Genomic DNA, 18,241 nt, shown 5'->3' with positions numbered 1-18,241 from the left:
CGATGTTTATTGAGAAGAATGCATGGATCAACAGCATCAATAAAATAATTCAACATGTACATTTATTTACTAAAGTAACCATAATTATACAGTTATATTTTGCTTTAAAGATGATCTAAAATGAAGATTGATTCGTATTCTTAATAATGGCTGTTTTAGTAAGCTTTGTTGCTTTTTAAGGTTTGATGGAAACAGCACTATATAAGTCTACTGGTATCTTTTCTTCTAGAATAGTACCTTTTATGTGATGAAAACACTGTTTTCACTCCAAATTTTGTTACATAGCAACAATCGATCAGAAAAGAGTTATTAGAAAATAGCCATCATAATAAAACAGTTCATTCTATTATCATGTTTTGGTAATGTGATATTCTTAGATAAAATATTAAAATAAAGGAGATTCATATGATCCAAAACGATGATGCTTCATTATATAGTAAAGCTATGAATAAAGATCGCATGGCTTTTGAAACATTGTATGATCGTTATGAAAAGCTGCTTTATTCCTTTGCCTATCGACTGACAAATGATCCTTCTTTAACTGAGGAAGTTATACAGGATGTTTTTCTAAAGCTTTGGAATGGTACAAATGTCTATGAAGAAAATAAAGGTAAATTTTCTTCATGGTTATTAACGGTTACACGAAATAAAGCAATTGACGAGATAAGAAAACGTAAGAGACATACTCATGAAGAAATGATTGATAAAGATGCACTTGTTCAAGATGAAGATTCAGTGGAAGAGAAAGTAGAATGGAATGAACAAAAAAATAAAATAAAGCAAGCGATGTCCAAACTCAAGGATGATCAACAGCAAATCATTCATCTTTTTTATTTTAAAGGATTAAGTCAGCAACATATTGCTGATCAATGTGAATTACCATTAGGTACAGTAAAGGGTAGGATAAGAATTGCATTAAAGCATTTAAGGAAAATGTTAGATATGGAAAGGAGGGACATCAATGAATAACGAAAAATGCTATCAACTATTTGACTATTTTAACTTATCCTTAGCAGAGGAGGACATGAAGCAATTTGAACAACATCTTCAAAGTTGCCCAGAATGTCAACAGGAATTAGCAGAGCTGACGAGCCTCACAGAAGACCTACCATACCTTTCTGAACCAGTTGATGTACCAAAAGATATGAAGGCACGAATCTTTGATGAGATTTTTAAAGATGAGATCGTGGATAAATCTCCAGTCATTGAAACAGATCAAAAACCAAGTGTAAAGCAAAAGGCTAGAAAGACGCCAAGATTTATGATCCCTTCACTTGCAGCGGCATTAATCATTTCTCTTATAACAAATGCCTATCTTTTTCAAGAAAATAAAGAGAAGTCGCCATCAGGTATAGCTGAAATAGAGCCTTCCTCACAAGTAACTTTATTACCTGTTGAAGAAAATAATGAAGCTGTTGCCATTGTTTCCCTTCTTTCTAACAAAAACGAAGAAACGTTACTATTACAAGCATCAAATTTACCTAAACTAAATGCTGAAGAAGTTTATCAAGTTTGGGTCATTGAGGGAGATCAACCATATCCAGCTGGAGCGTTTCAACCAAATGAATCAGGTCAAGGGACATTATCATATTCACTAAAAGAGCTAGAAGGAAAATGGGATACAGTTGCGATTACTGTTGAAAAAGAAGAAAACTTACCTTTACCAGAAGGAGAAGTTGTTTTAGCAGGCGCATTATAGAAAGGCTCTTTTCTGAAAGATTGTTGCTATGTAACCAAAATATCCAGTAGAAACAGTGTGTTTTTGCATATAAGGACACTATTATATGAAGAAAAGATGCCACTAGACTTAATACTGTGCTGATTTCTTCGGGGATATTAAAGCAACATAGTTTGCGAAAATAGCTTATAGAAAAAACCTCTATATGAGGAATGATATTCTACTTATTGTACAAAATAAGTTCTTGAAGAATGATTTCAACAGAAAAGAGGTAATAAAATGGTTCAAAGAGATAGTCATAAAAACCAACAACAACGAATGAAAAAAGCAAGTGATTCCATTAATACCGATAAAGATTTTGGAAATGATTTAGCTGAAAGAAAACATAATGAGAAAAAAGGTAAATAACAATTAGTTTTAAGAGCTTGAAGTTGTCTCTAGATTGAGACGATTTCAAGCTTTTTTTTGGCTATGTTAAAGCTTAATGATGATTATTAGCACTTTGTTAATTGGAGTGAAAGGCATGAGACTCCTGCGGGAGAAGCGTGTCAAAGGGAGACCCCACAGGCGCTTGCGCCGAGGAGGCTCCCGAACCGCCCGCGGAAAGCGAATGCCTGTAACGGAAATCAACAACAAAGTTTAACAGAGCCTTTTTTAAAAAAGGGTAAGTATAAAAATTTATAATTATTGTCTAGCACCAGTGTTTCATTACCTGATCCCGAAGAAAAAGCTTGGTTTTTCTTGAGAGCATAAAAAATAAATTTAAATTTTTTTAGAAAAAAGTGATCCAAATGAAAAACTAGTTCGTTAGCTTAATAGAAAACTTGAAAGGGGAAATAAAAATGAAACTAAAAAAATCTTTCTTAGCGATTCCATTAAGTCTATCTTTACTAGTACCAGTTCAAGGAGCTTTTGCACATGAACATGGAAATCATTCTAACATGAGTGGAAGTGAAGCTGTTGCAACTCCAGCTGCTGAGCTTCGTTCTACACTAGGTCACTTACTAAGTGAGCATGCCTATTTAGCTGTAGAAGTGATGAGAAATGGGGCATTAGGTGCAAAAGACTTTGAGGCATCTGTTGGAGCATTGAGTGAAAATACAGTTGATTTGTCAAATGCAATTACCTCTGTATATGGAGAAGAAGCAGGAAAACAATTCAAACAGATGTGGGAGGAACATATCGGATTTTTCGTTGATTATGTAACTGCTACTGCTGAAAACGATGAAGCGAAAAAAGAAGAAGCACTGAAAAATTTGGATACTTACCGTGAAAAGTTTTCACAATTTTTAGAGACTGCAACAGGTGAACGTTTAGAAGCTAGCGGCCTAGCAGAAGGTTTGCAAATGCATGTGAACCAATTAGTTGGTGCTTTTGATAGTTACCTAGCAAAAGATTATGAAAAAGCGTATGAATATGAAAGAGAAGCTATTAACCATATGCATATGGTAGCAAAAGGATTATCAAATGCAATTACAGATCAATTTCCAGATAAATTTGAACAAACGAAAGCAGTTACACCTGCTGTTGATTTAAGAGCAACATTAAATCATCTTTTAACAGAGCATGCAGGTTTAGCAGTTGTTGCTATGCAGCAAGGTGCTGAAGGTGCTGAAGATTTTGAAGCTGCAGCAAATGCCTTAAATGCAAATACTGAAGATTTATCTGCAGCAATTGCTTCTGTATATGGAGAAGAAGCAGGAGAACAGTTTAAGACAATGTGGTCAAATCATATCGGATTTTTTGTTGATTATGTAAAAGCAACAGGAGCTAATGATGAAAATGCGAAAAAAGAAGCATTAGAAAATCTCGATGGGTATCGAGCTGAGTTTTCTAAATTCCTTGAAACTGCAACAGATGGTCGTTTGAAATCTGATGCTCTAGCAGATGGTTTACAAATGCATGTTGAACAGCTAATTTCTGCTTTTGATTCCTACGTTGCTGGAGATTATGATAAAACGTATGATTCCATTAGAGAAGCATATGCTCATATGTTAAACCCTGCTAAAGGATTATCTGGAGCATTCGTTGATCAATTTCCAGATAAATTTAAATCAATGATGCCAGAAGAGATGCCGAAAACTGGTATGGGTGGTACAGCAGATAATAGCATGACGGGAGATTATATTGTTTTTGGCTTAATTCTAGCAATTTTTGCTAGTATGGGGTTAGTTGTTCGAAAAAAACTTCAACAAAACTAACGAGGTGTATGTAAATGTGGCGAGTTATCTATACGTTGGTTTTCTTGATCGTTATTGCAGGCTGTCAGCAAAATGATTCTATTATAGAAACCGAGAGTGAAGATCCTAACGTTTTGCATGAAGCAAAAATGAAGGAGGATCTTTCCTCTTCGATAACTAAACCAGAAATGACAGCAGTATCAAAAAATGATGAACCAATCATTAAAGATACGAGAGAAAAAATAATTCCAGCTCAAATAAGCATTCCTTCAATTAACGTGGAAGCTCAAATTGAAGAGGTAGGTTTATTGGAAAATGGACAAATGGGTGTACCAGAGGATTTTAATCAAGTAGGTTGGTTTAAAGACGGTGTGATGCCAGGTGAACATGGAAATGCTGTTTTAGCAGGACATGTGGATAGTAAGACAGGACCTGCTATCTTTTATGATTTAGAAGAACTTGTTGAGGGTGATGAAATCATAGTAAGAGATAAGGATGGAAAGTCGCTCACCTTTGTTGTTTACGACAAAAAAAGCTATAAAATCGAATCCTCTCCGGTAGATAAAGTGTTTGGATTTTCTTATCGAAGTCAGCTAAACCTAATCACATGCACAGGAACATTTAATAGAGAAAAAGGAACCCATGAAGAACGCTTAGTTGTCTACACAGTACTAAAGGAATAAATCTATGAGACTCAAACAATAAAATAGAAACTAGTCAAAAGGGTGAAATCTAGAGGATTTCACCCTTTTGTTGTTAACGTGCAGCTATAGTCACTTATGCTAACACACTTTTCAGGGTCACATAAACAAGATATTGTAGACTACTTTTAAGATGTGTTTATACGATTCAATTATTATATTTGAAAAAGGTTTGCATTTGATGATTATGAAGGGAATCAATGTGGTGTGCTCTGAGTTACTTTAATAATGTTTAAATGGGGATGGGGAATTTTTAGGTTTTCACCGAAAATCAGTTTCTCACGCTGTTTTATTTTCAGCTAGTATTTAAAAATCCTGAACAGCAAAAAAAGAAGTGGCTGGGACATAATTAAAGAATTCATACAGATGCCCTAGTGTCTTCCACTCCATTTCACTAGTTCCTAAAAATCGTATACAAAATCAAAAAAACTATTGAAGAAGGCAATAAAACCCCGAACTATTAGGATAATGCTTAATTGAACTATCACCTAATAATTCGGGATTATCATTAACTTAAATACTTATGTCCCAACCTCTTCTTATCTTTATACACTTATCTATGATCAGTTGATGATCAAATAAAATGACTAACTAACAATAAAAGTTCTTATTGCTTCATTAAGATTTTTCAAAAAGAGGGAGCCAGTTTGAATTCCACTTTTATGAATAATTTTGGCATGCTCTGGATGTAATCCGATAATATATGAACGGACACCCATAAGTGATAATTCTGTCATTAAATTTCGTAATTCTAGTATCCCTTCAGTTGATAAATTCCCAATGCCATGAAAATCAAATAAAATTCGCTCAATATTACTATTATTGATTTGCTTTAATATTCGCAGGCTATTGTTAACAATTAATTTCTTATCTAAATGACCAAAAAGAGGAATTAGAACAATTCCATTTGCTATTGTAATATATGGAGCAGATAACTCACTAATTAAAGAAAGAGAATGCTCAAGTTGCTCCTTTTTTTCCAAAAGTTCAAAATCAGTTTTTGCCAAGCGAGTGCGGTGCTTGTCTACAACGTCGATCAACCTTTGGATTCGATCATCTTGTTCTAAACAAACCACATGTCCAAGTTGACCATCCCAATGTATTTTCATTTCAAAAAGGGAAAGTGGTGAAGCAGTCGTTTTCATGACTAACTCAGTTGTTTTCTTATCAAGTGAGTAAAGAATGCGTTTTGCTTTTTCTTTACTTTCGCTATCAATTAATTCTAAAAAATCTATGGCATCCCCAAATGTTTGAATTGCAAGATCGGAGCACTCAATAATAGTAAGTTCTTTATTAAGTAGAAAATAATTCACTGGGATATGTTTGACTGCTGACATTTGAATTACACTCCTTGTTTTGAATGTTCCATTAGCCAACCTTTAAGTTCATTAAGAGATGGAAACAAACAGGTTTTATCAGAACAGTAGGAGGAAAAATCATAGTTTGATAACAATCTTCCACCTACTATTACAACTGGTTTATGAGGGAGATCTTCAAGTGCTTGAATATATTTAGCTAAAATCTCTGCATGATACCAAATTGAAAATGAAAGACCAATCACATCTGGTTTCCATTTGCTAGCTGATTGTAATGCATATTCTAATGGTAAGTTTGCACCTAAAAGTTGTGTTTTCCAACCATATTCTTCAAAAAGCTGTGAAGCCATTTTCAGACCGATTGTATGTTGTTCATTTTCTAGACATAAAAACAAAGCTTTCTTTTCTGCGAAGAGTCGTAATTTTTGTTCTTTTTTCATATAATTATGAAATCTTGCTAAAATATATTCACATGTTGAAGTTGCAAGATGCTCATCTGCAACAGTAATTTGATCGTTTTCCCACAAGTAACCTATGTACTGCATTGCTTTGGTGATTAATTCTTCAAATAATTCAGTTCTACCCGCATCACGTTCTATAGCTTTTATCGTGATATCCCATGCCATATCTTCATCACCAATAAGAAGATAAGAAGCAAATTCTTCAACGTTCCAAGCCATGTTATCACCTCTAGCTTTATAATTAAAGCAGTCTTTGTTATCCTACAGGCTTTGTTAATTGAAAAAGAACAATTATATTTTATCATAAATTTACCTATACTTGTTGATTGTGGAAATTCTCTATATAAAATGAAGTGTTTATCATACTACAACAAAGCATGTCTTGAGAAGGGGAATTCGTATTAATCCACTAATGAATAAAAGTAAGTTATAATAGTAAAAACAGACTTTTTAGTTTTTAAAAAGTTTCTTTTCGAAACAATAATGCTGAAAATTACATTAATTATGAAAAAGATAAGTCAACAATTTGCTCTTAATAAGATGGCGATGTTAAAGCTAAATGTTGATATTTAGCACTTTGTTGATTGGAGTGAAAGACATAAGACTCTTGCTTAGAGAAGCGTGTCAAAGGGTGACCCCACAGGCGCTTGCGCCGAAGAGGCTCCCTAGGAAGAATTGCCCTTTGAAAAAGCCGGCAGTTGGGCTTTTTCATTATTCTCCCCTAGGAAAAAAGGTACTTTTTTCCCTGGAAAGCGAATGTCTGTAACGGAGATCAACAACAAAGTTTAACAGAGCCAATAAGGTAAAAAGCAACAAGCTATTGAAATATTTTTTATAAAATGAACAACAAATGATACAAGGGGGAGTTTTATGACAGAAGTACCATTAGAAGTCCAGAAGGAAATGCAAAAACAAATGAAAAAACATCAAGGTATGTCAAAATCTAAAATTCTAAAAAGGATACTTTTCATTTTCATTGGTGCTGTATTAATGGCGGTTGGACTTGAGATCTTCTTAGTTCCGAATAAGGTTATTGATGGTGGAATTGTAGGTATATCGATTATCCTCTCACACTTACTAGGTTGGAAACTGGGTCTTTTTATTTTCCTACTAAATATCCCCTTTTTCTTTATAGGGTACAAGCAGATTGGTAAAACATTTGCATTATCAACATTATTTGGAATATCAATCTTATCTGTTGCAACTGTATTATTACATCCAGTTCCAGCTTTTACTGAAGATGTACTATTAGCCACTGTTTTTGGTGGGATTACATTAGGAATTGGAGTTGGGATTGTCATTAGATATGGTGGTTCACTTGATGGTACTGAGATCTTGGCGATACTAGCCAATAAAAAGCTACCTTTTTCAGTTGGTGAAATTATTATGTTTTTTAATATTTTTATCCTCGGTAGTGCTGGATTTGTATTTGGGTGGAATAGAGCAATGTATTCTCTTATCGCTTATTTTGTTGCTTTTAAAACAATTGATATTGTGATAGAGGGGTTAGATGAATCAAAATCAGCTTGGATTATAAGTGATCAATATCAAGAAATTGGTGATGCGATTCTTGCACGACTGGGACGAGGTGTTACCTATTTAAATGGAGAAGGTGCATATACGGGGGATGACAAAAAAGTCATTTTCTGTGTGATTACTCGTTTAGAGGAAGCAAAGTTAAAATCCATCGTAGAAGATTTAGATACCTCAGCCTTTCTGGCAGTAGCAAACATTGCTGAAGTTCGGGGCGGAAGATTTAAGAAAAAAGATATTCATTAATACTCCTAAACTCTGTGAAAGATATTCACAGAGTTTTTTCATCGTTAGAATAGGATTTCTTATAAATTGGTTAATATTCTCTAACGCAATTTCATAGTCATATAGGAGATGGACAAGATTGTATTTTTCTCTTAAGGGTGTGAAAAGCAATGGAGGCAATAATAGTAGATGTATTGGAATGGCTAACCAATCTTGGTTATATAGGAATAGCGTTAGGACTAATGCTCGAGGTCATTCCTAGTGAGGTTGTATTAGGATATGGAGGGTATATGATCGTGTTAGGAAAAATAGGAATAATTGGTGCAATTGTAGCTGGTGTTATTGGAGGAACTGTTGCCCAGTTAATCTTGTATTGGATCGGTAGTATAGGTGGTCGTCCTTTTCTTAAGAAATATGGTAAGTTTTTATTACTAAAAGAACATCATATCGATTTATCAGAAGCTTGGTTTAAAAAATACGGATCAGGCGTGATTTTTGGTGCAAGATTTATTCCTGTTGTTAGACATGCTATTAGTATACCTGCAGGAATAGCTAAAATGTCTATTTGGAAATTCACACTGTATACAGTGGCAGCTATGATTCCCTGGACTATTTTTTTTCTGTATCTAGGGATGGAATTAGGGAGCAACTGGATGTATATAAAAGAAGCAGCTAGGCCATTTATTATCCCCATCATCTCAATTTCTTTCTTAATGATTATCGTCTATTTTTTCACAAAGAAACTCCAAATGAAAAACACCTGAATTTTGAGTGAGGTTGGACAAAAGTATGTTAACAAAATAGATACCAAACAAAAGTTGTAGTTTAATTGCGTTGCTCCTAGAATATAATCCGCTAAGCTATTACTATGTTCGGAATTTTTGTTAAGTACTAAGTTATGTCCTAGCCTCTTTTTTTCATTTCTAAAGAATTCTTACATTTTTACTAATGAAATGGCTATGTTAAAGATAAAGGTTGATTTTTAGCACTTTGTTGATTGGAGGTGAATAAATGAGACTCCTGCTTAGAGAAGCGTGTCAAAGGAAGACCCCACAGGCGCGCAGCTTACGAGGAGCATTCCGGACCTAGGAAGAATTGCCCTTTGAAAAAGCCGGCAGTTGGGCTTTTTCATTATTCTTCCCTAGGAAAAAACGAACTGCATTTTTTCCCGGGAAAGCGAATGCCTGTAACGGAAATCAACCTCAAAGTTTAATAGAGCCAATGAAATTAAGGAAATGATACTATTAAAACTAGAGTAGTAGCCTGGGGTTGTTAAAAGGAAAACACAGAGGTTGGGACAGAGATAATTTTGTGAAAAGTTATGTTAAAGCCCTCTGTATGTTATTTTTTTCCTTTGTTGATTGAAGGACTCAGAAGAGAAGAATGGTCAATGTGACGCTCTTAAGTTGCACAGGGTTGCGAATAGGCACTCGGAAAGCAGGATGGCTGTAACGGCAATTAACAGCAATATAGCCATATGAAAAATTTCTCATTGCTTTTATAAAAAGAAGAGAATATAATAACTAAATGTTAAGTATAAAAATTATTAAGGTGGTAAACTATATAGCTTGAAAATGATGTGGAATGATATTAACCACTTTTTAATAGGTTATATAGTTAACTAAGTTAATTATTAATTTAATATATATTTCGTGGTGAGGGAGAAAATGGAACATTTAAGTCAAAAAGAAAAAGTCACAATTATGATAGCGATTATTGGTGCGATGTTTTTCGCAGCAGTTAATCAAACAATCGTAGGAAATGCCTTGCCTAAAATAATAGCAGATCTAGGTGGACTTGATTATTATAGCTGGGTATTTACAATCTTTATGTTAACATCTGCGATTACAACAATATTGGTAGGTAAGCTCTCTGATATTTATGGAAGAAGACCATTTATTTTAATCGGTATTTTCATCTTTATGATCGGTGCATTTTTATCCGGACTATCACAGGATATCATTCAATTAATCACATATCGAGGCATTCAAGGTTTAGGTGCAGGTATGATTATGTCAACAGCTTTTACTGCTGTAGGAGATTTATTTGCACCACGTGAACGTGGTCGTTGGCAAGGAGCAATGGGAGCAGTATTTGGAATTTCTAGTGTATTTGGTCCAACATTAGGAGGATACATTGTTGATAATCTAGAGTGGAAATGGGTATTTTGGATATTCCTACCACTTGGATTTGTTGCAGCAATTTTAATATGGAAGCTTTTCCCGAAAGCAGAAAAAAAGGCTGGAGAAACAGTAGACTATTTAGGTTCTATTTTCTTAACAACAACAATCGTCCCAGCTTTATTAGCATTTTCTTGGGCTGGAACTAAATATGATTGGGACTCTACACAAATTATTGGGTTATTTTCAGCAGCCATTGTGTCACTTATATTGTTTGCTGTAGCTGAGAAAAAGGCAAAAAGTCCAATTATCCCTTTAAATTTATTTGGGAATAGCATTTTTACCATTTCAAATATTATTGCATTTGCAATAGGTGTGGCTATGTTCGGTGGAGTGATGTACATTCCTTATTTTGTTCAAGGTGTACTTGGTTACACAGCAACACATTCGAGTTTTATTACAATGACAATGACACTAGGCTTAGTTATCGCAAGTGCCATTGGAGGACAAATTATTACAAAAACTGGTAAATATAAAACTCAGGCTATTATTGGATTAATGATTACAACTGTCGGAATGTTCTTATTTACAACAATGAATGCTCAAACATCTCAATGGCTTTTAGTTCTATATTTAGTTTTAGTTGGTCTAGGTCTTGGTATTGGAATGACAGTTTTTACATTAACAGTCCAAAATGCTGTTGAACAACGGTATTTAGGAGTTGCAACAGCTACATCACAGCTATTTCGCTCTTTAGGAGGAACTGTTGGTGTGGCAATAATGGGAACTGTATTAAATCAAAGAATGAGCACGAAAATGGCAGAGTCATTTGAAGGTGTTAGTGAACAAGCTGCCGCTGTACCACCAGAAATGCAAGAAAAATTAACAGCTCTACAAAATCCACAGTTATTATTAGATCATGAAAAATTAGCAGAAATTCAACAAAGCCTTCCTGATAGTATGGTTAGCTTCTTTGGGAAAATGATTAACATGTTACAAGACTCACTGAGTTTTGCTCTTTCAGGAGTATTTATGACAGCAACATTAGTTATGATTGTAGCTGTTGGTTTAACATTTTTCTTAAAAGAAATACCTTTAAGAAGTTCTAGTGATCCTGTTCAAGTACCAGCAAAGGAAGAAACGAAGAAAGAAGTAAAATTAACGAAACAGCCAGTGTGAAAAAAGAGAGCATCTGCTCTCTTTTTTTTGAATAAAATGTAGAAATTCTTACTTAATTTTTTGTCTAGTTAGACAAAAGAGAATGAAAATGAAGATATAAAAAAAGCTCTTTCTATACATAATTTTCGTAAACTTTGTTGCTTTTAGTCATATAAAGAAAACAGCACTGTATAAAGTCTAGTGGCATCTTTTCTTCTTAGAATAGTACTTATATATGATAAAAACATTGTTACTAACAGGTGATTAGGTTAAATAGCAACAATCCTTCAGAAAAGAGCCATACATAAAGATACTCCTAATGGGGAAAATGATACTGAATTTAGTTTCACTAAGAAAGGATGACAGATATTGAGTAATAAAGAAAAAGACTTTTATAATAATGAAGTGTTTGCTCAGGCGGAGGTTGTTCAGCACCCAAAAGAGGAAAATCATTCAGCACTCATTCTTAACCAGTCATTTCATTTACTTTCAAATGAAGACATAACCAGTTCTGAAGATTCATCGTCAGTAGAATAATGTTTTAGAGAGGCTGGGACATAATTAAAGATGTCATACAAGAAGACGAATAAATCTAAATTTCAGTTAAGTTGAAAGAAACAAGTTCGTTTCATTGCGCTGCAGACACTGGCTTTCCTCTGCACCCGCAGGAGTCGAGTGTCTTCCGCTCCATTCCACTAAGTTCTTTAACCAAAATTATAAAATCAATTAAAGACAGTAAATAAAAACTCGAATTATTAGACGAATGATTAATTAAAAATCGCCTTATAATTCGGGTTTATCATGAGTTTAAATACTTATGTCCCAGCCTCTTTCATGATTTTAAATTTACCACTTGATATATATGGTAAAATTAAGTGAAAAAGGTGGGGGAGTTGTTATGATTAAGGCGGTTTTCTTTGATTTAGATGGAACATTACTGGATCGTGATGAGTCTGTAAAACAATTTATTTTTCAACAATACAATCGGTTATCTTCACATTTAGGTAATATAAATGTAGAGGAATATGTAAATCGATTTCTTCAGTTAGATAATCATGGATATGTTTGGAAGGATAAAGTATATGAACAACTTGTTCAAGAATACAAGATTGAGGGTATAACTGCAGGAGAACTATTAGAGGATTATCTTACATATTTTCAAGATCATTGTATAGGCTTTAACCATTTGCATGAGTTATTGGAAATTCTCAAAAAAAAGAAATATAAACTTGGTATCATTTCAAATGGGTTTGGAACGTTTCAAATGAATAATATAAAAGCATTAAAGATAAAAGGCTACTTTGATAAAATCTTAATTTCAGAGATTGAAGGAGTAAAGAAACCAGATCCCAGAATCTTCAAAAAAGGATTATCAGCTTTAAATGTTTGTGCAAATGAAAGTATTTTTATTGGAGATCATCCTGAAAATGATATTATTGCACCTAGCAATCTTGGAATGAAGACAATTTGGAAAAAAAATCATCAGTTTGATCACGTTCAGGCAGATTACATAATTGAAGATCTGATGGAGGTTCACGAAATAGTGAGCAATCTAACAAAGAGGTTGGGAAATTAGTATTTTAACAAAATAGAAACCGAACAATGGTTATAGGTGTAGTTAACGTCGCTACTGAAATATACTCCGCTAAGCTATTACTTTGTTTGGAATTTTTGCTAATTAGTACGTTATGTCTTAGTATGTTTTTTAAATTCTATAGCTTGTAATTTACTATGTTCAATAATCGGTGATTTTAGCATTTGCTTTTAGATCTTACCTAGATCTTTTCAACTGAGTACCAAGAACAGTAATAAATGAAGTTTAAAAGCAATTAAAATATAGTTATATGTTAATCTATATTTATCCTGTTAAATAATAGAAAAGGTATTGGAGGGGTAAAGATGTTTAAAAAAATATTATTAGCAACTGATGGATCTGATCATGCATTACGTGCAGCAATAAAAGCAGCGGATCTTGCTAAATTAACTTCTGACGCGATTATCACAGTAATCTATGTAGTAGATGGTTCAACATCAAAATCAGATGTTTTATCAGCAGGTGATAAAGAAGCAATAAGTGAAAAACGAATTCGAAAGCTAAGACCAACAGAGCAAATGTTTATGAAAGAAAATGTTACTTTTCAAGTAAAAATGCTAAAAGGTGAACCAGGTCCAGAAATTGTAAAATATGCAAATAGTGAAAATTTTGATTTAGTAATAGTGGGCAGTAGAGGACTCAATGCATTACAAGAGATGGTGCTAGGTAGTGTAAGTCATAAAATAGCGAAACGTGTAGAATGTCCTGTAATGATTGTTAAGTAAATGAATGACAAAAAAGGCTGACCTGATATCGTAGAGACTAGTATATCAGATCAGCCTTATAAAAAATTCAATTAATTCTTTCTAATTGTTGTTTAAGTGTGTTTGGCAAATGTAACCCTCTATCATCTATCTCTTTTTCGAGCAACTTAATAAACTCAGGATTCATTTGTAATCTACTAGCTTCTTCAAAGCTATGTAACAGTGTCTTGTCTGATAATTTTAAAAATCTCAATTTAAGACCATCCTTTTTCTTTTTGGAAATATAGATATAGATTAAACCTGCTCTTAGCATAATCTATTAATCTATACCACAAAGATTTAAGTTCTAAACAACGTAGTGTAAAAAAATGTAGATATTTGCGAAAAAAAATACTATAGTATTTTTTTTATTAGATATTTCTGATAATTCTATCATTATTTACTAGATTAGTACTTTTGTTATGTTTAACTGTTGTGATGTATCTATTACAATAAGGATAAGCTTTCAAAAGGAGGGATATCTTAATGGGTAAAGGTAGAATCCGAGTGGAAGAAAGTATTAAGGTTGAAACAGATGAAGAGATATATGAAGCGAAACTTTTAGATGAAGAAGATGAAAATTAAATAGAAAAAAGGAGAACGATGTAAAACCATTGTTCTCCTTTTTTGTAGGTAAAAAAGGATGAGATCTCAAGAGAAAAATTATTTTCCTAGTTCATAAAAAGCACAACTTAGAGATCATCAAAACCATTATCAGCATGATTTACTTTTGTGTATTGTCTAGATTTTTGTTCGAAGAAATCAGATTTTCCTAAGTCTACTTCTTCATATGCTTTAATCCATTTTAGAGGATTAGTACGGTAGCCATCAAATGGTCGTTCATACCCTAATTGATTACAGCGAACATTAGTATAAAATTTAATATAATCCTCAACATCCTGCATGTTTAGACCATCCATTTTGTTTCCGATTATAAATCTTCCCCATTCTATCTCAAGTTCAGCCGCTTTAATGAAGGTCTCTTTCACAAATGTAGCAAGTTCTTTTGTATCATATTCTGGATATTGCTTTAGAACTTCCTTGAATATTTGAACAAATAAATCCACATGAATTTGTTCATCTCGATTGATATAGTTGATCATAGTACTTGTCCCAACCATTTTTTGATTTCGGGCAAGGTTGTAAAAGAAGGCAAAACCCGAATAAAAGAATAAACCTTCTAAAATAACATCATAAACAATTGATTTTAATAAATGCTCAATTGTAGGTTCTTCGGCGAATGCTTTATAACCATTTGTCACAAACTCATTTCGTTTGCGTAGTATTGGTTCGTTACGCCAATATTCAAACACCTCATCTTGTGTTTGCTTTGGTACAATGCTTGACAGTACATAAGAATAGGAATGATTGTGTATAACCTCTTGCTGAGCCAGAATAATCATTAGGGCGTTTATACTTGAATCTGTTACATAGTCTGCAACTTTCCCAGCATAATCTGTTTGAATGCTATCAAGAAGTGCTAATAATCCTATTATTTTTAAGAAAGCATCTTTTTCTTCAACCGTTAAACTAGGATATTGCTTTATATCTTGTGCCATATTAATTTCAAATGGAGTCCAAAAATTACCGAGCATTTTTTTGTATCTTGGATAGGCCCATGGAAAAGCGACATCATCCCAGTTTAAAATGTTTGAGCTTGAACCATTAATAATCCCTGTGGAACGATTTGGAGCTTCTGCATCAATAATTTTACGTTTTTCTAAAATAGTATGTTTCATTTCATCACACCTTTTAAGTTGTTGTTCTATAGTAGACCTATAAATGATGAAGGAGATACTCATGAACTAGCTTAACTAGCACATGAGTCACATTCTTCTATTTCACTTGAAGTTGATCGTAAATAGTACGTTGTTTTTAAGCCATTGTTCCAAGCTGCTAAGTGTAGATCCAATAATTCCTTTGCTTTAATTGAATTTTGAACATAAAGATTAAAGGAAATTGCTTGATCAATATGACGCTGTCTTGCAGCATTTTGTAAAATACTCCATTGCTGATCAATAAAATAAGCAGATTTGTAGTACCATGTTGTTGTTGCATTTAAGTCAGGAACGGTAACCGGAATTTTATAATCTTTCTTTTCCTCAGAATATACTTTCTGAAAAATAGGATCGATACTAGCTGTACTTCCCGCAATGATTGATGTCGAAGCATTAGGAGCAACAGCCATTAAATAGCCATTTCTAACGCCATGTTCGCTTACTTCTTGTCGTAAAGCGTCCCAATCTAAACTACTATTGCTTGATGAGTAACCTCTTTTGTCAAAATAACTTCCAGTCTCCCAATCAGAGCCTTTGAATACGGAATAAGATCCTTTTTCCTTCGAAAGCTCCAAACTTGCATTGATTGTAAGATAAGATATTTTTTCATAAAGCTCATCAGCATAATGAACTGCTTCATCATGCTCCCATCTCAATTCTTTAAGTGCTAATAGATGATGCCAACCAAAAGTTCCTAATCCAATTGCTCGGTATTTAGCGTTTGTGAGCTTAGCTTGAAGAACAGGTATCGTATTTAAATCGATCACATTGTCTAACATTCTTACTTGAATAGGTATTAAATCTTCTAAAACATTATTTGTCACCGCATTCGCGAGGTTAATAGAAGATAAATTACAAACAACAAAGTCACCAGGAGTTTTAACTGTAATGATTTTCCCATCTTCAGTAAATTGTTCTTCGACTGTTGTTGCACTTTGATTTTGTGTGATTTCAGTACAAAGATTGCTACAGTAAATCATGCCTTCATGTGAGTTAGCGTTCTTTCTATTCACCTCATCACGATAAAACATATATGGAGTTCCGGCTTCTAATTGACTAATCATAATTCGTTTCATGATATCAATAGCAGGTATTTTCTCTTTAGAAAGCTGGTTATTTTCTACACATTCCCAATATTTTTCACGGAAGCTACCATTACCTTTTTCTTCATCGAAAAAATCTTCAATGCTATAGCCCATAACTTGACGGACTTCATGTGGATCAAATAAGTACCAATCACCACGAGATTCAACTTGTTCCATAAATAAATCTGGAATACATACTCCTGTAAATAAATCGTGTGTTCTCATACGTTCATCACCATTATTAAGCTTTGAATCTAAAAATGAGAAAATATCTTTATGCCATACATCTAAATAAACAGCAATGGCGCCTTTTCTTTGACCTAATTGATCCACACTAACAGCTGTGTTGTTTAGCTGTTTCATCCAAGGAATCACACCTGATGAAACACCTTTAAATCCCTTAATATCACTTCCACGTGAGCGGATTTTGCCAAAATACGCGCCAATGCCACCACCTGATTTTGATAAATTTGCAATATCTGTATTGCTATCGAAAATCCCTTGTAAGCTATCATCTATTGTGTCTATAAAACAACTAGAAAGTTGTCCAATAGGCTTACCTGCATTTGAAAGGGTAGGGGTAGCAACAGTCATATAAAGATTACTCATTGCCCAATAAGCTTGATTAATAAGCTCTAAACGTCTTTCTTTCTTTTCGTTTGCCATAAGTGTCATAGCGATAATTAAGAAACGTTCTTGTGGTAGTTCATATAATTGCTTAGAGAAATCTCTTGTTAAATAGCGGTCAGCTAATGTTCTTAATCCTATATATGTAAATAATTGATCTCGTTCAGGTTTAACGAAAGAACCTATTTTTTCAATTTCTTCCTTATTATATTCCTTAAGTAATTTGGGATGATAAAGACCTTTTTCAACTAGTGTAGTAATTAAGTTATATAAATTACCGTATTTTTTTTCTTTGTTATAGCCTCTATTAGCTGCAGCGTCTTTATATAATTTTGATAAATAAATTTGGGCACAGAAATACGTCCATTCTGGCTCATGTTCATTGATTTGTGATAAACCTTCTAATATAAGAAGGTTTGTTAACTGATCAGTTGTATAAGAATCTCTTTGGGAAATTGTGGTTTGAATTCGATTTAGGTAATTTTCTATTTCGAGAGAGGGATATTGTTGCTGTATATTACTAATAAATGATGTAAGCTTGTCCATTTCAAAAGCTTCATCACCATTTGTTTTGTCGATGATTGTTGGGGTTGTTAAAGTAGTCATTAGTATTCCTCCATCTATTCGTTATAATCAATCATTCCTGTTTAAGGGAAGAAAAGATAAAACGACAGAGAAGGAAGAGTTGGATATAAAAAATCCATAGTTACTTACTATCGCTTCATCTTCTCAGTCCCCGAAGAAATTGAAACATTCACAAGTAATTAGGTAGGTCTCCTGACTTATGCTCATCCTAATTTGAGTCCTTCCCATACATGGTGTACAGTGGTTTTCTCATTTCGTCACATTTACAGTTGCGGGGACAGCTCTGGATTTTCACCAGATTCCCATTTCAGCCACATAGGCGCCTAAAGCTCGTTGTATACAATATGTAGTTAAATTTTAATAGTGTTTATCAATATATAGTAAATTAATCTTCTATATACATAATATAGCACCTTGGTAAATTTATCAACAAATACTTTGTGATTGTCGAAAATTA

At 33.5% G+C, this 18,241-nt stretch carries 17 protein-coding genes and 1 riboswitch; of the genes, 12 read left to right on the top strand and 5 right to left on the bottom strand.

The window, feature by feature from the left end:
* Nucleotides 1-405 precede the first annotated feature (405 nt).
* From LC076_RS16095 to LC076_RS16080, 5 genes are all read left to right on the top strand, one after another.
* Complete coding sequence (locus LC076_RS16095; protein ID WP_226670123.1) at nucleotides 406-969, top strand: RNA polymerase sigma factor; 564 nt, start codon at nucleotides 406-408, stop codon at nucleotides 967-969.
* A complete protein-coding gene (locus LC076_RS16090) occupies nucleotides 962-1,699 on the top strand; it encodes an anti-sigma factor domain-containing protein (RefSeq protein WP_226670122.1) in 738 nt (245 codons plus the stop codon). The genes LC076_RS16095 and LC076_RS16090 overlap by 8 nt, the downstream gene beginning before the upstream one ends.
* A 258-nt stretch (nucleotides 1,700-1,957) precedes the next feature.
* Complete coding sequence (locus LC076_RS24205) at nucleotides 1,958-2,086, top strand: hypothetical protein (protein WP_264191579.1); 129 nt, start codon at nucleotides 1,958-1,960, stop codon at nucleotides 2,084-2,086.
* Nucleotides 2,087-2,520: 434 nt separating this feature from the next.
* Nucleotides 2,521-3,879 (top strand): copper amine oxidase, encoded by a 1,359-nt coding sequence (locus tag LC076_RS16085; RefSeq protein WP_226670121.1) that lies wholly within the window; start codon nucleotides 2,521-2,523, stop codon nucleotides 3,877-3,879.
* Between the two features lie 14 nt (nucleotides 3,880-3,893).
* The gene (locus LC076_RS16080; protein WP_226670120.1) at nucleotides 3,894-4,541 is read left to right on the top strand and encodes a class F sortase; all 648 of its coding nucleotides are present in this window, start codon (nucleotides 3,894-3,896) and stop codon (nucleotides 4,539-4,541) included.
* 605 nt (nucleotides 4,542-5,146) lie between these two features.
* On the opposite strand, the gene LC076_RS16075 is transcribed toward LC076_RS16080, so the two are convergent.
* Together LC076_RS16075 and LC076_RS16070 are read right to left on the bottom strand one after the other, a co-directional pair.
* Nucleotides 5,147-5,896: an STAS domain-containing protein gene (locus LC076_RS16075; protein WP_226670119.1), complete on the bottom strand. Its 750-nt coding sequence runs from the start codon at nucleotides 5,894-5,896 to the stop codon at nucleotides 5,147-5,149.
* A 5-nt stretch (nucleotides 5,897-5,901) separates the two neighbouring features.
* Complete coding sequence (locus LC076_RS16070) at nucleotides 5,902-6,555, bottom strand: B12-binding domain-containing protein (RefSeq protein ID WP_226670118.1); 654 nt, start codon at nucleotides 6,553-6,555, stop codon at nucleotides 5,902-5,904.
* Nucleotides 6,556-7,239: 684 nt separating this feature from the next.
* On the opposite strand from LC076_RS16070, the gene LC076_RS16065 reads away from it, so the two are divergent.
* The 6 genes from LC076_RS16065 (at nucleotide 7,240) to LC076_RS16040 (ending at nucleotide 13,691) form a co-directional block, all read left to right on the top strand.
* Complete coding sequence (locus LC076_RS16065) at nucleotides 7,240-8,115, top strand: YitT family protein (RefSeq protein WP_413466002.1); 876 nt, start codon at nucleotides 7,240-7,242, stop codon at nucleotides 8,113-8,115.
* Nucleotides 8,116-8,264: 149 nt separating this feature from the next.
* Nucleotides 8,265-8,858 (top strand): DedA family protein, encoded by a 594-nt coding sequence (locus LC076_RS16060; RefSeq protein WP_226670116.1) that lies wholly within the window; start codon nucleotides 8,265-8,267, stop codon nucleotides 8,856-8,858.
* Between the two features lie 903 nt (nucleotides 8,859-9,761).
* Nucleotides 9,762-11,393, top strand: a complete 1,632-nt coding sequence (locus LC076_RS16055) for an MDR family MFS transporter (protein WP_226670115.1) — start codon at nucleotides 9,762-9,764, stop codon at nucleotides 11,391-11,393.
* 348 nt (nucleotides 11,394-11,741) lie between these two features.
* Nucleotides 11,742-11,909 (top strand): transcriptional regulator SplA domain-containing protein, encoded by a 168-nt coding sequence (locus tag LC076_RS16050; RefSeq protein WP_226670114.1) that lies wholly within the window; start codon nucleotides 11,742-11,744, stop codon nucleotides 11,907-11,909.
* Between the two features lie 361 nt (nucleotides 11,910-12,270).
* Nucleotides 12,271-12,948 carry an HAD family hydrolase gene (locus tag LC076_RS16045; RefSeq protein ID WP_226670113.1) on the top strand — a complete coding sequence of 226 codons (678 nt, stop codon included), beginning with the start codon at nucleotides 12,271-12,273 and terminating at the stop codon, nucleotides 12,946-12,948.
* A 323-nt stretch (nucleotides 12,949-13,271) separates the two neighbouring features.
* Nucleotides 13,272-13,691 (top strand): universal stress protein, encoded by a 420-nt coding sequence (locus LC076_RS16040; RefSeq protein ID WP_226670112.1) that lies wholly within the window; start codon nucleotides 13,272-13,274, stop codon nucleotides 13,689-13,691.
* Nucleotides 13,692-13,758: 67 nt separating this feature from the next.
* On the opposite strand, the gene sda is transcribed toward LC076_RS16040, so the two are convergent.
* Nucleotides 13,759-13,923, bottom strand: coding sequence for a sporulation histidine kinase inhibitor Sda (sda, locus tag LC076_RS16035; protein WP_226670111.1), 165 nt, complete (start codon nucleotides 13,921-13,923; stop codon nucleotides 13,759-13,761).
* Between the two features lie 272 nt (nucleotides 13,924-14,195).
* Between sda and LC076_RS16030 the strand changes: the two genes are divergently transcribed.
* On the top strand, nucleotides 14,196-14,294 hold the full coding sequence (locus LC076_RS16030) for a YhdX family protein (protein WP_226670110.1): 99 nt from the start codon (nucleotides 14,196-14,198) through the stop codon (nucleotides 14,292-14,294).
* Nucleotides 14,295-14,401: 107 nt separating this feature from the next.
* On the opposite strand, the gene LC076_RS16025 is transcribed toward LC076_RS16030, so the two are convergent.
* Nucleotides 14,402-15,448: a ribonucleotide-diphosphate reductase subunit beta gene (locus tag LC076_RS16025; RefSeq protein WP_226670109.1), complete on the bottom strand. Its 1,047-nt coding sequence runs from the start codon at nucleotides 15,446-15,448 to the stop codon at nucleotides 14,402-14,404.
* Nucleotides 15,449-15,519: 71 nt separating this feature from the next.
* Nucleotides 15,520-17,805: a ribonucleoside-diphosphate reductase subunit alpha gene (locus LC076_RS16020; RefSeq protein ID WP_226670108.1), complete on the bottom strand. Its 2,286-nt coding sequence runs from the start codon at nucleotides 17,803-17,805 to the stop codon at nucleotides 15,520-15,522.
* A 143-nt stretch (nucleotides 17,806-17,948) separates the two neighbouring features.
* Nucleotides 17,949-18,126: riboswitch (cobalamin riboswitch) on the bottom strand.
* Nucleotides 18,127-18,241: the final 115 nt, after the last annotated feature.

This window comes from Metabacillus litoralis (assembly GCF_020524045.1).
In the GTDB taxonomy this organism is placed as follows: Bacteria; Bacillota; Bacilli; order Bacillales; family Bacillaceae; genus Metabacillus; species Metabacillus litoralis_C.
The sequence above is the reverse complement of the archived record's forward strand: the minus strand, read 5'-3'. Positions and strand labels throughout refer to the sequence as shown.

What these genes read in the sequence shown, in the direction of transcription:
- LC076_RS16095 (WP_226670123.1), top strand. Translation starts at nt 406, where the DNA reads ATGATCCAAAACGATGATGCTTCATTATATAGTAAAGCTATGAATAAA.
- LC076_RS16090 (WP_226670122.1), top strand. Translation starts at nt 962, where the DNA reads ATGAATAACGAAAAATGCTATCAACTATTTGACTATTTTAACTTATCC.
- LC076_RS24205 (WP_264191579.1), top strand. Translation starts at nt 1,958, where the DNA reads ATGGTTCAAAGAGATAGTCATAAAAACCAACAACAACGAATGAAAAAA.
- LC076_RS16085 (WP_226670121.1), top strand. Translation starts at nt 2,521, where the DNA reads ATGAAACTAAAAAAATCTTTCTTAGCGATTCCATTAAGTCTATCTTTA.
- LC076_RS16080 (WP_226670120.1), top strand. Translation starts at nt 3,894, where the DNA reads ATGTGGCGAGTTATCTATACGTTGGTTTTCTTGATCGTTATTGCAGGC.
- LC076_RS16075 (WP_226670119.1), bottom strand. Translation starts at nt 5,896, where the DNA reads ATGTCAGCAGTCAAACATATCCCAGTGAATTATTTTCTACTTAATAAA.
- LC076_RS16070 (WP_226670118.1), bottom strand. Translation starts at nt 6,555, where the DNA reads ATGGCTTGGAACGTTGAAGAATTTGCTTCTTATCTTCTTATTGGTGAT.
- LC076_RS16065 (WP_413466002.1), top strand. Translation starts at nt 7,240, where the DNA reads ATGCAAAAACAAATGAAAAAACATCAAGGTATGTCAAAATCTAAAATT.
- LC076_RS16060 (WP_226670116.1), top strand. Translation starts at nt 8,265, where the DNA reads ATGGAGGCAATAATAGTAGATGTATTGGAATGGCTAACCAATCTTGGT.
- LC076_RS16055 (WP_226670115.1), top strand. Translation starts at nt 9,762, where the DNA reads ATGGAACATTTAAGTCAAAAAGAAAAAGTCACAATTATGATAGCGATT.
- LC076_RS16045 (WP_226670113.1), top strand. Translation starts at nt 12,271, where the DNA reads ATGATTAAGGCGGTTTTCTTTGATTTAGATGGAACATTACTGGATCGT.
- LC076_RS16040 (WP_226670112.1), top strand. Translation starts at nt 13,272, where the DNA reads ATGTTTAAAAAAATATTATTAGCAACTGATGGATCTGATCATGCATTA.
- LC076_RS16030 (WP_226670110.1), top strand. Translation starts at nt 14,196, where the DNA reads ATGGGTAAAGGTAGAATCCGAGTGGAAGAAAGTATTAAGGTTGAAACA.
- LC076_RS16025 (WP_226670109.1), bottom strand. Translation starts at nt 15,448, where the DNA reads ATGAAACATACTATTTTAGAAAAACGTAAAATTATTGATGCAGAAGCT.
- LC076_RS16020 (WP_226670108.1), bottom strand. Translation starts at nt 17,805, where the DNA reads ATGACTACTTTAACAACCCCAACAATCATCGACAAAACAAATGGTGAT.